The organism is Rhodococcus shunpengi (assembly GCF_048381395.1).
Lineage (GTDB): Bacteria > Actinomycetota > Actinomycetes > Mycobacteriales > Mycobacteriaceae > Rhodococcus.
Genome location: NZ_JBLWIU010000036.1, coordinates 166,668 through 179,366 on the forward strand (window position 1 = coordinate 166,668; position 12,699 = coordinate 179,366).

General features: G+C 68.0%; 14 protein-coding genes. 7 read left to right on the top strand and 7 right to left on the bottom strand.

All coding sequences use genetic code 11. From position 1 onward, the window contains the following. Positions 1 to 36: 36 nt before the first annotated feature. The 5 genes from ACNJ7K_RS25030 to ACNJ7K_RS25050 all read left to right on the top strand — a co-directional run bounded on the left by ACNJ7K_RS25030 (position 37) and on the right by ACNJ7K_RS25050 (position 4,790). On the top strand, positions 37 to 900 hold the full coding sequence (locus ACNJ7K_RS25030) for a patatin-like phospholipase family protein (RefSeq protein WP_159417483.1): 864 nt from the start codon (positions 37 to 39) through the stop codon (positions 898 to 900). 64 nt (positions 901 to 964) lie between these two features. Beyond that, entirely contained in the window at positions 965 to 2,785 is a 1,821-nt protein-coding gene (locus ACNJ7K_RS25035; protein ID WP_487042387.1) for an N-acyl-D-amino-acid deacylase family protein, read from the top strand. Beyond that, positions 2,782 to 3,423: a TetR/AcrR family transcriptional regulator gene (locus ACNJ7K_RS25040; RefSeq protein WP_487042388.1), complete on the top strand. Its 642-nt coding sequence runs from the start codon at positions 2,782 to 2,784 to the stop codon at positions 3,421 to 3,423. Before ACNJ7K_RS25035 ends, ACNJ7K_RS25040 begins: the two co-directional genes overlap by 4 nt. After that, a complete protein-coding gene (locus ACNJ7K_RS25045) occupies positions 3,413 to 4,312 on the top strand; it encodes an alpha/beta fold hydrolase (protein WP_174246984.1) in 900 nt (299 codons plus the stop codon). The genes ACNJ7K_RS25040 and ACNJ7K_RS25045 overlap by 11 nt, the downstream gene beginning before the upstream one ends. Before the next feature lie 4 nt (positions 4,313 to 4,316). Continuing rightward, a complete protein-coding gene (locus ACNJ7K_RS25050; RefSeq protein WP_487042389.1) occupies positions 4,317 to 4,790 on the top strand; it encodes a nitroreductase family deazaflavin-dependent oxidoreductase in 474 nt (157 codons plus the stop codon). Between the two features lie 7 nt (positions 4,791 to 4,797). Here ACNJ7K_RS25050 and ACNJ7K_RS25055 read toward each other — a convergent pair whose 3' ends face one another. The 6 genes from ACNJ7K_RS25055 to ACNJ7K_RS25080 form a co-directional block, all read right to left on the bottom strand. Next, entirely contained in the window at positions 4,798 to 5,568 is a 771-nt protein-coding gene (locus ACNJ7K_RS25055; protein ID WP_269072686.1) for an ABC transporter permease, read from the bottom strand. Positions 5,569 to 5,615: 47 nt separating this feature from the next. Beyond that, positions 5,616 to 6,788, bottom strand: a complete 1,173-nt coding sequence (locus tag ACNJ7K_RS25060) for an ABC transporter substrate-binding protein (RefSeq protein ID WP_088898275.1) — start codon at positions 6,786 to 6,788, stop codon at positions 5,616 to 5,618. Further along, positions 6,785 to 7,525, bottom strand: coding sequence for an ABC transporter ATP-binding protein (locus ACNJ7K_RS25065; RefSeq protein WP_172414956.1), 741 nt, complete (start codon positions 7,523 to 7,525; stop codon positions 6,785 to 6,787). The genes ACNJ7K_RS25060 and ACNJ7K_RS25065 overlap by 4 nt, the downstream gene beginning before the upstream one ends. After that, positions 7,501 to 8,550, bottom strand: a complete 1,050-nt coding sequence (locus tag ACNJ7K_RS25070; RefSeq protein ID WP_088898274.1) for an acyl-CoA dehydrogenase family protein — start codon at positions 8,548 to 8,550, stop codon at positions 7,501 to 7,503. The genes ACNJ7K_RS25065 and ACNJ7K_RS25070 overlap by 25 nt, the downstream gene beginning before the upstream one ends. 7 nt (positions 8,551 to 8,557) lie before the next feature. Next, entirely contained in the window at positions 8,558 to 9,073 is a 516-nt protein-coding gene (locus tag ACNJ7K_RS25075; protein WP_016694511.1) for a DUF4242 domain-containing protein, read from the bottom strand. Positions 9,074 to 9,187: 114 nt separating this feature from the next. Next, positions 9,188 to 9,280: a putative leader peptide gene (locus ACNJ7K_RS25080; protein ID WP_367269394.1), complete on the bottom strand. Its 93-nt coding sequence runs from the start codon at positions 9,278 to 9,280 to the stop codon at positions 9,188 to 9,190. Between the two features lie 54 nt (positions 9,281 to 9,334). On the opposite strand from ACNJ7K_RS25080, the gene ACNJ7K_RS25085 reads away from it, so the two are divergent. Then, positions 9,335 to 9,970, top strand: a complete 636-nt coding sequence (locus ACNJ7K_RS25085; protein ID WP_120280423.1) for a TetR/AcrR family transcriptional regulator — start codon at positions 9,335 to 9,337, stop codon at positions 9,968 to 9,970. Between the two features lie 27 nt (positions 9,971 to 9,997). Here the strand turns inward: ACNJ7K_RS25085 and ACNJ7K_RS25090 are convergent, their stop codons facing one another. Beyond that, the gene (locus ACNJ7K_RS25090) at positions 9,998 to 11,113 is read right to left on the bottom strand and encodes an energy-coupling factor ABC transporter permease (protein ID WP_487042390.1); all 1,116 of its coding nucleotides are present in this window, start codon (positions 11,111 to 11,113) and stop codon (positions 9,998 to 10,000) included. Between the two features lie 133 nt (positions 11,114 to 11,246). Here ACNJ7K_RS25090 and ACNJ7K_RS25095 point away from each other — a divergent pair, with 133 nt between their 5' ends. Continuing rightward, positions 11,247 to 12,473 carry an acyl-CoA dehydrogenase family protein gene (locus ACNJ7K_RS25095; protein ID WP_487042391.1) on the top strand — a complete coding sequence of 409 codons (1,227 nt, stop codon included), beginning with the start codon at positions 11,247 to 11,249 and terminating at the stop codon, positions 12,471 to 12,473. Positions 12,474 to 12,699 lie beyond the last annotated feature (226 nt).

The following is a 12,699-nucleotide window of genomic DNA, read 5'->3' on the forward strand; positions in this document are numbered from 1 at the left end:
CATCATGACCAGTGGGACGACCGAAAGGGGGAGTCCGTGTACGGTCCGCCGTCCGACGAAGGGGAGTCCTTCCCGGAATACGCCGTGGTGCTCGGAGCCGGCGGAATCGTGGGTACCGCCTGGACGGCGGGGCTTGCGAGTGGATTACGCCGTGAGGGGACGGACCTCGGCGGCGCCGACCTGATCGTCGGCACGTCGGCCGGTGCGATCGTGGGTGCCCTGCTCGCGGCCGGAAGAGACCTCGAGCGTCTCGCGGACCCTCCGCCTCTCCTCGCGGAGGAGAATCCTCCTCCAAAACCCGACCCTGCCGGACCGGCCTCGGTCCTGGCCGTGCTGGCCGACCCCGCCCTCGACCCCGAGACCGCTCGGCGCCGTGTCGGCCGGCTTGCCTGCGACGCCGACACGGGGACCGAACAGGCGCACATCGCCCGGACGGGTTCGCTGATCGCCGTCCGTGATTGGCCGGCTCGGCGACTGCTCATCACGGCGGTGGACGTCGACACCGGTGAGCCCGTGGTGTGGTCCCGGACGAGTGGGGTGCCGTTGCCCACCGCCGTCGCGGCGAGTACCGCGATGCCGGGTGCGTACCCGCCGATCACGATCGGTGGTCGGCGGTACATGGACGGTGGTATCCGCTCAGGAACCAATGCGGACCTCGGGACCGGGGCGGATGTGCTGGTCGTCGTCGATCCGTTCGCGCACCTGTTTCCACGTGACCATCTCGAGCGGGAACTCGCCGCGGCGAGGGCACGTCGCGTCGTAACGATCGAACCGGACCGCGACGCTGTGGATGTGTTCGGTCCCGACCCGCTCGACGGCGCCAGGCGACGTCCGGCATATCGGGCGGGTGAGCGGCAGGCCGTCGAGGTTGCGGAGTGGCTCCGGCGTGCAGGCTGGTGAGCTCGACGATCGGGGTCGGGAATTTAGAGAGTGCGCGACCTCTTTTTCGTGTTACCCTCGCGCCATGAGTGGTGTGGATCACAATCATGGGGATTTCGACGTCATCGTCCGAGGTGGTCTCTGGTTCGACGGGACGGGCGCGCCCGGCGTCGTCCGCAACCTCGGCATCCGCGACGGGGTCGTCGTCACCGCGACCTCCGACAGCCTTCCCGCAGGCCCGAACACCGAGGTCGTCGACGCGCACGGCCGCTGGGTGATGCCCGGCTTCGTCGACACCCACACCCACTACGACGCCGAAGTGCTCGTGGGTCCGGGTCTGTCCGAGTCGGTGCGGCACGGCGTCACGACCGTGCTCATGGGCAACTGCTCGATCTCGACGGTGTTCGTGCCGCCGGTCGACGCTGCCGACCTGTTCAGCCGTGTCGAGGCGCTTCCGCGAGAGCACGTCCTCTCGGCTCTCGAGAAGTCCAAGACCTGGAGCACGCCGCGCGAATACATCGAGGCGCTGAACAAGCTGCCGCTCGGACCGAATGTGACGGCCTTCGTGGGGCATTCGGACGTCCGCGCGTCGGTGATGGGACTCGGACGCTCCACGGAGTCGGCGAACCGCCCGACCCGCGCCGAACTCGCCGACATCGACGCGCGCGTCGAGGACGCCCTCGACGCGGGCTTCCTCGGAGTGTCGACGATGACGAACCCGTGGGACAAGATGGACGGCGACCGTTACCGCTCGCGCACCCTGCCGTCGACCCACGCGTCGTGGTCGGAATTCCGCCGCCTGCACAAGATCCTGCGCCGACGCGGTCGCATCCTGCAGGCCGTGCCGAACCTCAACACCAAGTACGACGTCGCGTTCTTCGCCCTCGCCAGCACGGGCATCGGACGCAAGCCGATGAAGGCGTCGGTGCTCGCCGCGGCCGACACGAAGGCCGAACGGTGGGTCAACCGAATCTTCGGTCCGATCGCGTTTGCGGCCAATCGGATCGGCAAGGGTGCCTTCCGCTGGCAGCACCTGCCCACGACCTTCGAGGTGTACTCCGACGGCATCGACCTCGTCGTCTTCGAGGAGTTCGGATCGGGCCGTGCCGCACTGCATCTGCAGGACGAACTCGTCCGCAACGACCTGCTGCGCGACGAGGCCTACCGCCGCTGGTTCCGGCAGGACTTCGAGAAGAAGTTCTCACCCCGCGTGTGGCACCGCGACTTCGACGACACCCGGATCGTCGAATGCCCCGACGCCTCACTCGTCGGCCGGTCGATCGGCGACATCGCGCGCGAAAGAAAGCTGCATCCCGTCGACACCTTCCTCGACCTCGTCGTCGAGCACGGCCGGAAGTTCCGGTGGCACACCGTGATCGCGAACGACCGCAGCAAGGTCGCCGATCGACTCATTCGCACGCCCGGCGTCACCGTGGGATTCTCGGATGCCGGCGCCCACCTGCGGAACATGGCCTTCTACAACTTCGCGATCTGCCTGCTGCGCCGCGTCCACGACGCCGAGAAGGCGGGCAAGCCGTTCCTCACGCTGCCCGAGGCCGTCCACAAGCTCACCGGCGAACTCGGTGACTTCTACGGAATCGACGCCGGCCACCTGCGGGTGGGCGACCGCGCCGACTTCGTCGTCGTCGATCCTGCCGGGTTGAACGCCGACGTCGACGCCTATCACGAGGCTCCGCTCGAGGAGTTCGGCGGCATCCGCCGCATGGTCAACCGCAACGATCGCGCCGTGACGGCGACGGCGGTCGCCGGCCGGGTGGTCTACCGCGACGGCGAGTTCGTGCCCGGCTACGGACGCACCGTCGGCACCGGCCGGTTCCTGCGCGCCGGAGTGGAGGAGCGCGGACCCGCGCCGATCCGCACCCCGGCAGGTGAGCCCGTCGCGTGAGCGCACCCGCAGTACGCCGCACCCAGCAGGAGCGCAGGGAGGAGACGATCGGTCGCATCCTCGACGCGACCATCACCTCCCTCGCCGAGCTCGGCTACACCGCGACCACGATCGGTGAGGTGTGCCGGCGCTCGGGGGTGTCGTCGGGTGGGGTGTTCCGGCACTTCCCGACACGACTCGATCTGATGATCGCGGCGGCCGACGCCGTCCGGGAACGCCAGTTCGCGAACTTCGAGGCCGGCCTCGCGGCGCTCGGTGACGAGCACGCGGACATCTCCCAGTCGCTGCGGGTGTGCCTCGAACTGCTGCGCACCGCCTGCCGAGCGCCGATGAACGCCGCCTGGTACGAACTGCTCGGCGCGGCGCGCACCGATCCGGCGCTGCGGGAGCATCTGGCGCCGATGGCCGAGCGCTACCACGCCCAGATCGTCGATTTCGGCAGGTCGCTGCCGGTCGCGGCCCGGTTCCCGTCCGACGTCTTCGACACCCTGCTGCTGTCGCTCGTGCACATGTTCGACGGCGAAGCGCTGGCGTCGACGGTGCATCCGCAGCCGGAATTCGACGTGCAACGGATCGAACTGATGGCCCGGATGTTGGCGCTCGTCACATCTGACATAAGTTCGGGTGATGAGCAATAACGGATCTGCTCCTCAGTGGTTCGTCGACGCCCTGGCCGCACCCGTCGAGACCGGGAAGGTCGAGGCAGCGGGTGCGACCATCGCCTTCCGGGCGTGGGGCGAATCCGGTCTGCCGGGCGTCGTGCTGGTCCACGGCGGCATGGCGCATTCGGGGTGGTGGGACCACATCGGCCCGCAGCTCGCCGCCGGACGTCGCGTCGTCGCTCTCGATCTGAGCGGTCACGGCGACAGCGACCACCGCGAGCACTACACCCTGGAAGCGTGGTCCGCGGAGGTTCTCGCCGCGGCCCGGGCCGGCGGTATCAGCGGTCCGCCGGTCCTCATCGGCCACAGCATGGGCGGGATCGTGTCGTTCGCGGCCTCCCATCTCCACGGCGACGAACTTGCCGGTGTGGTGATCATCGATTCGCCGATCCGCGACATGACGCCCGAGGAACTCGAGATGCGCGCGAAGGCCGTCGCGAACGCCGGACCGCCGAAGGTCTACGCCGCGGCGGAGGACGCCGTCGCACGGTTCCGCCTCGTGCCGCCGCAGGACGACGCCGAACCCTACGTGCTCGAGCACATCGCCCGCGGGTCGCTGAAGCAGGTCGACGGCGATGACGGCGACGCGGTGCCCGCTGGGGGCTGGTCGTGGAAATTCGACAATCTCCGCATGGGACGTGAGGGGCGCCGTAGCCTCGAGGTGATGAATCCGGGATGCGCCGTCGCCTACTTCCGCTGCGAACGCGGCATCATCGACGACGCGCTCTACGGGCGGATCGTCGATAATCTCGGCCCTGATGCGTTGCTGATCGATCTTCCGGCCTCCGGCCACCATCCGATGATCGATCAGCCGCTGGCCGTCGTCGCTGCAGCCCGAACGCTGCTGGGAGCCTGGGGGAGATAGCCGCATGAATCCGCTCCGACCGGTCGCTGTCCGTATCGGAGCGTTGCCGTGGCTGCCGCGGTATTCACGGCCGATCATCGCGGTGGACAAGACCATCCAACGGCTCACACGCGGCAAGGTCACCCTGCTCGCGATCGCGGGACTTCCGTCGCTCGTGCTCACCGTGAAGGGCCGCAAGACCGGGGAGCCGCGGTCCACACCGCTGCTGTGCGTGCCGCACGACGGGGGATGGCTCGTGGTGGGCTCGAACTGGGGGCATCCGAAGGCGCCGTCCTGGGCCGTCAACCTGCGTGCGGCCGACCGGGCGCAGGTGCTGTACGACGGGCACGAATACGCGGTGTCGGTGCGGATCGCGGAGGGCGACGAACGCGAGCGGCTGTGGCAGGTGCTGCTGCAGACGTGGCCGAACGACGCGCTGTACGCGAAGCGCACCGACCGGGTGCTTCCCGTCTTCGTGCTGACGCCGCTCGAGTCCTGACCTCAGATCAGAGCGGGCGGTCGGCTTCCTCGACGCTCACCGGCTTACGCCGTTCGCGCAGCAGGTGCCGCGCCGCCCAGTCGAGCCAGAACCCGAGGAAGCCGATCACGACGATCACGGCCATGACCTGGTCGTAGGCGAGCTGGTCGCGGGCGTTGAGGATCTGGTAGCCGAGACCGGACCGCACGCCGAGCATCTCGGCAGGCACGAGCACGACCCACGCGATACCGAGGCCGACCCGTAGACCTGTCTGCACCTGCGCGCGGATGGCCGGTAGGACGACGGTGGTGAGCAGTTCGAGACGCGTCGCGCCGAACGAGCGGGCGACCATCAGATAGCCCTGGTCGATGCCGTGCACCCCGGCAGCCGTGTTGATGACGATCGGCCAGATCGCGGCGGCGGCGATGAGGAAGAAGACCGGCTGGTGCCCGATGCCGAACAGCGCCACGGCGATGGGCGCCCAGGACAGCGGCGAGATCATCCGCAGGAACTGCATGATGGGCATCGTCGCGCGCTCGACGAGCGGGTTGAGTCCGATCAGCAGCCCGAGCGGGATGCCGAGCGTCGCGGCGATCAGCAGACCCACCAGCAACCGCCACAGACTCGCGAGGGTGTCGGGCAACAGCACGCCGCGCGCGAACAGATCGACGATCGCCGGGAAGACGTACTGCGGGGCGAAGTCCCGCACGAGCGAATCCGGCGCGACGAGCACCGTCGTCACGAGCCACCACAGGGCCACAGCGATGACGATGGCGACGGCCTGGGGGACGAGAGGCAACTGCCGGGCGGTGCGGGCCGTCTCCGGCGCCGTGCTGGTCGGGGCGCTCACGAAGGATCGACCTCCTCTGTGCGGGTGAGATCGGCGGGAAGGCCGAAGGCATCGGTGCCGTCGACGCGGGTGAGGGACGTGCGGACGAACCGGTCGTCGACGAGGTCGTCGTGCACGGTCGCAGGGTCGAGGCGCGAGAGGAACCGCGTGTCGCCGTCGACGACGGTGTCGTGCATCGCCTCGATCAGCGCCGCGGTGAAGGTCGGGAAGGGGAACGGCTGGTAGCCGATGCGCTGCGGTTGCCACTGCGGGTGCACCGTGCCGGCCTCGCGATCGGGATAGGTCAGCGCCTTCGTGATCGCGGGCAACGGCTGCGGCAGGTATCCGGCGGACAGCATCGCGGCCGCGGCCGGACGGTCGGCGCCGATCTGCAGCTGGGCGGAGACCACGGAGTCGGTGAGGGCCTGCACGGCGACGGGGTCGCGTTCGATCAGGTCCTCGTGCACGAGCAGGGCGCAGCACGCGTGGTCGCGCCACACATCGCCGAGGAAGCGGTGGATCCGCCCCACCCCGCGAACCTCCGCCGCGGCGTTGAACGGATCGGCGACCGTGAACGCGGCGATCGAGCCGTTCGCCAGGGCCGGGATCATGTCTGACGGACCCATGACGACGAGACCCACGGTGCGCGCGGACTTCGACGGCGCCTCCCGCACGACCGGTGTCAGTCCGTGCGCCCGCAGCAGCTGCTGCAGGGCGATGTTGTGGATCGACCACCAGAACGGGATGGCCACCGTCTGCCCGGCGAGATCGCTCAGATCGGTGATGTGCGGGGCGACCGTCAGCGCCGAGCCGTTGGTGTGGTTCCAGCCGAGGATCCGCACGGAACTGCCGAGGCTGTACCGCAACTGGACGGCCATGGGCATGAGCAGGTGCACGACGTCGACGCGTCGGCTGATGAAGGCCTCCGCCAGCGATGCCCAGCTTCGGAAGAGCACCGGCTTCGCGGAATCGACGACGCCGGTGGGATACAGACTCGACCCGTGCGCGACGAGCAGCGGCGCGGCGTCGGTGATCGGCAGGTAACCGATGCGCAACTGCCCTGTGCGGTTGGCGCGGTCGGTGGTCGCGGTGCGCGCGAGGTCGATCGTGCCGGCGATACCACCGGCAGCCGCGAGGCCGAGCGCACCGCGCATGAGGGTGCGACGGCTGAACAGGCCCGAATCGGTCATGTCGCGGACAGCGACGAATCGCGGTAGTGCGCCAGGATGGCCGGACGCAGCGCGTCGCGGTCGAGCGCCGACATGCCGCCGAGCGTCCATTCCTGCTGCACCACGCCCGAACTCCCGAACAGTGCGATGCGGTCGGCGAGTTCGAGCGCCTCGTCGATGTCGTGCGTGACGAGGACCGTCGTGAAACCGAGATCGCGCGCGAGTTCGCCGAGCCACGACCGCAGATCGGAACGGGTGGCCGGGTCGAGGGCGCTGAACGGCTCGTCGAGCAGCAGCAGTCGCGGACGCACCGCGACGGCGCGGATGACGGCGATACGTTGGGCCTGACCACCGGACAGCTGGTCGGGGTAGTAGCCGGCGAGCGCGGAAAGGCCGAAACGCTCGAGGAGCGAATCGGCGTAGGCGGTGTCGAACCGCTCGCGGTGCGCGGCGAAACGTCCACCGAAGGCGATGTTCTCGCGCACGGTGAGCCACGGCATCAGGAAGGGCTGCTGGAAGACCATTCCGGTGTGCGGACGGTTGTCGCCCTCGGTGTCGGGCCAGTCGACGGAACCGCGATCGAGGTGATCGAGACCCGCGACGATCCGTAGCAGCGTCGACTTGCCGCTACCGCTGCTGCCCAGCACGACGAGGAACTCGCCGGTCGCGATATCCAGGTCCACCCCCTGGAGGACCGGGCTACGGCGGCCGGCGAAACTCTTGTATCCGTTCGTTATTCGTACTGCGACAGTTCCCACCGAAGCTGTCCTTCCGACGGCGATTGAATGGGCAGGAAGGCCGCCTCACGGAACCGGCGGTTGGTGGCGCTGGCCGTCGCGTATCCGGCGCCGCCGCGCAGCGTCGCCTCGAGGCGGGTCGCGGCGACCGCGACCACCGAACCGTCGAGACGCAGACGGATGAACTCCGCGGGAGCGATCGAGGCGGGATCGGTGGCGAAGCGGTACAGCCGCTCGCGCAGCGACTCGTAACGCGCCGAAAGTTCTTCGTACTCACCGGTGAACTGCTCGCCGAGTCCGTGCAGACGGCCGGCCGCCTCCGTGAGCGACGCGCGTGCGATGCCGACGCAGAACGACGTCTGCAACATCATGAAGGTCGGCCGGATCGAACCGCAGAAGTTCGCGAGATCCTCGGTGAGGATGTGCGACTGCGGAATCCGCACACCGTCGAACTTCAGCGAGGTCGACGACGTGGCACCGAGCGCGAGCAGTTCGGGCGAATCCGCGATGGTGATGCCCTCGGCATCGGCGCGGACCACGGCGACGAGGCGATCGCCGTCGGCGGTGCGGGCCGGGAAGACGATCACCGAGTCGGGAAAGACGTTGGATGCCCAGTGGATCGGGCCGGTGACGGTGATGCCGTCGTCGGTCCGTTCGGCGACGAGGGGCAGTTCGCCGAGACCGGCGAGATGCTTGAGGGCCGCGGCCATGGCGGTGACGCCGATCGTGCGACCGGACGCGAGGTCGTCCCGATAACGATCGCGCAGGAACTGCGGTGCGCGGTCGATGTATTCGAGCGCCATGCGCTGCGCCCACAGCGAGAAGCCGACGGTGAGCGATTCGCCGGCGACCTCGTCGATGACCGCGACCATCTCGGAGAGACACTCCCCGTCCAGCCCCTTGCGGAGCAGGCCGAGCTCGCCCGTGCGGGCGATGTCGGTGCGGATGTCGGTTTCTCCGCGATCGAGAGCAGCGGCGCGATCGCGTACGAATTCTGCGATCGCCGCGCGCTGTTGCTCGCTCGCTCGGTCAATGGCCGCGGTCATCGGATGCTTATCCTTCGAGGGAGTGGAGACGGTCGATGGGCGTGCTGACGACCTCGCGGGCACGCACGACGGCGGCCTCGTCGGGGGCGTTGTAGAAGCACAGGCACTTGTCCATGTCCTCGCGGACGTAGGTGCGCAGGAAGCTCACCTCGGGGACGTCGGCGTACTTCGGCGAGTTCGCCTTCTTGCGCGCGAGGTAGGTCTCCATGTCGATCGTGTCGGGGATGTCCCATTCGACGAGGTAACCGGCCTCGGGGCGGGTGGCCTTGATCTGGTCGAGCTCGGCGCCGACAAGACGGACCTCGTTCGGGCCGACGATCTCGGCGACATCGAGGGAGGCCGACTCGAGCTGCGCGGGGCGGCACGCGTCGAACTCGGCGATCGCGAAGACGCGCGTGCCACCGGTGGTGACCTGCGATTCGATCAGTTCGCCGCCGGCAGCGACGACAGCATCGTCGAAGGCCTTGATGGCAGCCTCGGCCTGGCCTTCGGTGGGGACGAGTTCGTAGAGATACAGCGACATGGGGTCACCTTCCGGGAAAGCGGGTTGGAACTGTGACCGGTCCGGGCACGACGGGGCGCCGTTTCGTCTTCGGACGGGGCGACTACGGCATGCGGCGCACGCAGACGAGGCCGGTCAGAGAGTGGAGCGACAACACGCAGCAGTCGACACCCGCACGAGATCCACGTGCAGGCGGCGAGTCAGAAGGCTGTGTGTCACGTGCTCCACCGTACTGTGAATAGAACGGTCTGTCTATCGCGCGCTGTCCGTTACGCTGGGCACGTGCGTACGTTCGTCGAGAGTGAATCAACCGGCACTCCGAAGGGCACGGCCGGTCCGAAGGGGAAAGCCGAGGGGTCGCCGTCCAAGCCCTCACCCGCCACACGCCTGCTCGACACCGCGAGCGCGCTCTTCGCCGAGCACGGCATCCGCGCGGTGGGCATCGACCGCATCCTCGCCGAGGCCGGCGTCGCCCGCGCGAGCCTCTACTCGTCGTACGGGTCGAAGGATGCACTGGTGCTCGCCTATCTGGACGACCTCGACCGGCGCGACCGGCAGCGGTGGCACGCCGCCGTCGAACCGCTCGACGATCCGATCGCGAAGATCCTCACCTTCTTCGATCTCGCGATGCAGTCGGCGCCGAAGAAGAACTTCCGGGGATGCCAGTACGCCAACGCTGCGACGGAGTTTCCGCAGGAACCACTCGAACCGGTACTCGCGCACCGGGAATGGCTGAACTCGACGCTCGTCGAACTGCTCGGTCTCGCCGGGGTGTCCGAGTCCGAGGCGGTGGCACGGCGCGTGCAGCTGATCTACGACGGTGCCCTGTCGGGCAGCAAGTTCGAGCACTCGGTCGAGCCCATCCGGTTCGGTAGGGAGATGGCTGCGGCGACCATCGAGGCGCACCTCTCCCGCTGATCCGTGCCGCCGCGGCAGCCTGAGGACTCAGCCCGCAGAGCTGCTCCGCTGCTGCGTGCGCTGCTCGGCGGTGGTCTTCGCCGGCCGCGGCACGAGAGCGCGGAAACACATGCTGGCCAGGACGAAGGTGCCGAGCGTGCCCAGCACCGCGGCCACGCCCGTCGAACCGGGGCGGTCGTCGATCGTGTAGTCGGCCAGCGCGCTGGCGGCGAGCCGGTGTTCCTCGACGTCCCGGGCCATACAGTCGCCCGTGAGATCCTCGGCGAGCGAGTCGATCTCACAGCCCCGCGTGGTGGCCACCTCGAGAGCACCGGGGGTGTCGACGGCGAGCGGCGCGACGATCCCCGCGACCACGAGCGAGGTGAACGCCAAACCGATGAACAGCGTCCCCTGAGCGCGTGGACGCGGAGGAGGGGGCGGAGACGTGGTCGCGTCGAGGGGATTGACCGGCAGTCGCGTGAGCTGGACGGATTCCGGGGAGACCCGCGCGACGGCGAGCACGACGGCGGCCGTCACCACACCCTCGACCAACCCGACGGGAATGTGCGTCGCGTAGAGGAATCCGATGTTCGACACCGGCACGGCAAAGGTGCCGCCGAGGGCGTACTCGACGACGAAACCCGTCACGGCCGCAAGGACCGAGACGAACCCACCGACGAACGAGACCAGGCCGAGCATGACGAACCGCCGCACACCGCGGTGCTCACACAGCGCACGCAGCGCCGTCGCGGTGAGGAAACCGGCGGCGATGGCGACGAGCACCATGTTGGTGACATTGGCGCCCAGCGCCGACAGGCCGCCGTCGGCGAAGACGAAGGCCTGCACCACGAGGACGATCGTCAATGCGACCGCCCCCACGAACGGCCCGAGCAGGATCGCCGCGAGTGCGCCGCCCACGACATGGCCGCTGACGTCCGGCAGCACCGGCACGTCGACCACCTGCAGGGCGAACAACAGGGCGCAGACTTCCGCCGCCGTCGGCACCGACCTCTTGTTCAGGTCGCTGCGTGCGTACCAGGCGGCGATGCTGACCCCGATCACGGCGATGACGAAGAACCACGCGGACGCGCGGTCGGCGATCAGGCCGTCGCCCATGTGCAGGGCGAGGACGTCCGTGCCGGCAAACCCACTCGAATCGACCATCTCCGATGTCCCTCTCGCCGACGGAGTGCTCTGCGGCGAAGGCTAGTACCGGCACGCTGTACGTGGAGCGTTTTCGGATGCCCAGTGGGACGAAAGGCCGGGACGGAATCGACACCTGTTCTATGTTCGGTGCATGTACGAGTGGTCCGACACAGACCTCATGTTCCGCGACGCACTTCGCGGTTTCATCGAGAAGGAAATCCGTCCGCACGTCGACAGTCTCGAGTCGGGAGAATTGCCGCCGTACGACATCATCCGGAAGTTGTACGCGACTTTCGGCATCGACGAGATGGCCCGCGAGTCGCTCGAACGGGCCCTCGCGAAAGAGGAACGCGGAGAGAAGCCTTCGGGACCGTCCGGGGGTACCGGCGGGTCGCCGGGGATGGCGGCGTTGCTCAACATCGAGATCGCCGGGGTGAGTCTCGGGCTCATCGCCTCGCTGGGTGTCAGCCTGGGCCTGACGGCGGGCACGATCCGCAGCCGCGGCACCCTCGCGCAGAAGAAGCGGTGGCTGCCCGAGCTGGTGACCTTCGAGAAGGTCGGTGCGTGGGCGATCACCGAACCCGATTCGGGTTCCGATGCGTTCGGCGGGATGAAGACGACGGTGCGCCGCGACGGGGAGGACTACATCCTCAACGGCCAGAAGACCTTCATCACCAACGGTCCGTACGCCGACGTGATCATCGTGTACGCGAAGCTCGACGAAGGCGATCCCTCGGTGGATCGCCGCGACCGCAAGGTGCTCGCATTCGTGCTGGACAAGGGCATGGAGGGGCTCACCCAGAGCCCGCCCTTCAAGAAGATGGGCATGAACTCCTCGCCGACGGGCGAGTTGTTCTTCGACAACGTGCGCCTGACCCGCGACCGGCTGCTGGGGGAGACCGAGGAGGGCGGTCGCAGCGACGGCAAGGACAGCGCGCGCGAGTCCTTCGCCACCGAACGTATCGGCATCGCCTATCTGGCCCTGGGCATCATCGAGCAGTGCCTGAAACTGTGCACCGAGTACGCGAAATCGCGGAAGCTGTGGGGCAAGGAGATCGCACAGTTCCAGTTGATCCAGCTCAAGCTCGCCGAGATGGAGATCGCGCGGGTGAACGTCCGCAACATGGTCTTCAGTGCGATCGAGCGCGCGCAGGCGGGGAAGCCGGTGAGCCTGTCGGAGGCGTCGGCGATGAAGCTGTACTCGTCGCGGGCGGCGACCGAGGTGGCGATGGAGGCCGTGCAACTGTTCGGGGGAAACGGGTACATGGCCGAATATCGGGTCGAACAACTTGCACGTGATGCGAAATCGCTGATGATCTACGCGGGTAGCAACGAAATTCAAGTAACACATATCGCGAAGGGATTGCTTACACAGTAATCCCTGCGTACAGCCGCTCGAAATTCGCAAACGGGACAATTTTCGGATGGGGGATGACAATTCCCCCGCTGTGTCGACTATTGTTCGCCATGAGAAAAGTTATGCCGGTCACCGACGAGGGGAGTGACCGGTCCGGAGGGGAATCCGAGCGGAAATCGGGGGAGCGATGTACGCGGAACGAAAGGACGGCGACAAGCCGTCGGTCACGACGGACGGCAGGAGTGCT

Bases quoted from the DNA above. Each gene is read 5' to 3' on its own strand.
- ACNJ7K_RS25050 (WP_487042389.1), top strand. From the start codon at position 4,317: ATGAATCCGCTCCGACCGGTCGCTGTCCGTATCGGAGCGTTGCCGTGG.
- ACNJ7K_RS25060 (WP_088898275.1), bottom strand. From the start codon at position 6,788: ATGACCGATTCGGGCCTGTTCAGCCGTCGCACCCTCATGCGCGGTGCG.
- ACNJ7K_RS25070 (WP_088898274.1), bottom strand. From the start codon at position 8,550: ATGACCGCGGCCATTGACCGAGCGAGCGAGCAACAGCGCGCGGCGATC.
- ACNJ7K_RS25035 (WP_487042387.1), top strand. From the start codon at position 965: ATGAGTGGTGTGGATCACAATCATGGGGATTTCGACGTCATCGTCCGA.
- ACNJ7K_RS25090 (WP_487042390.1), bottom strand. From the start codon at position 11,113: ATGGTCGATTCGAGTGGGTTTGCCGGCACGGACGTCCTCGCCCTGCAC.
- ACNJ7K_RS25095 (WP_487042391.1), top strand. From the start codon at position 11,247: ATGTACGAGTGGTCCGACACAGACCTCATGTTCCGCGACGCACTTCGC.
- ACNJ7K_RS25075 (WP_016694511.1), bottom strand. From the start codon at position 9,073: ATGTCGCTGTATCTCTACGAACTCGTCCCCACCGAAGGCCAGGCCGAG.
- ACNJ7K_RS25045 (WP_174246984.1), top strand. From the start codon at position 3,413: ATGAGCAATAACGGATCTGCTCCTCAGTGGTTCGTCGACGCCCTGGCC.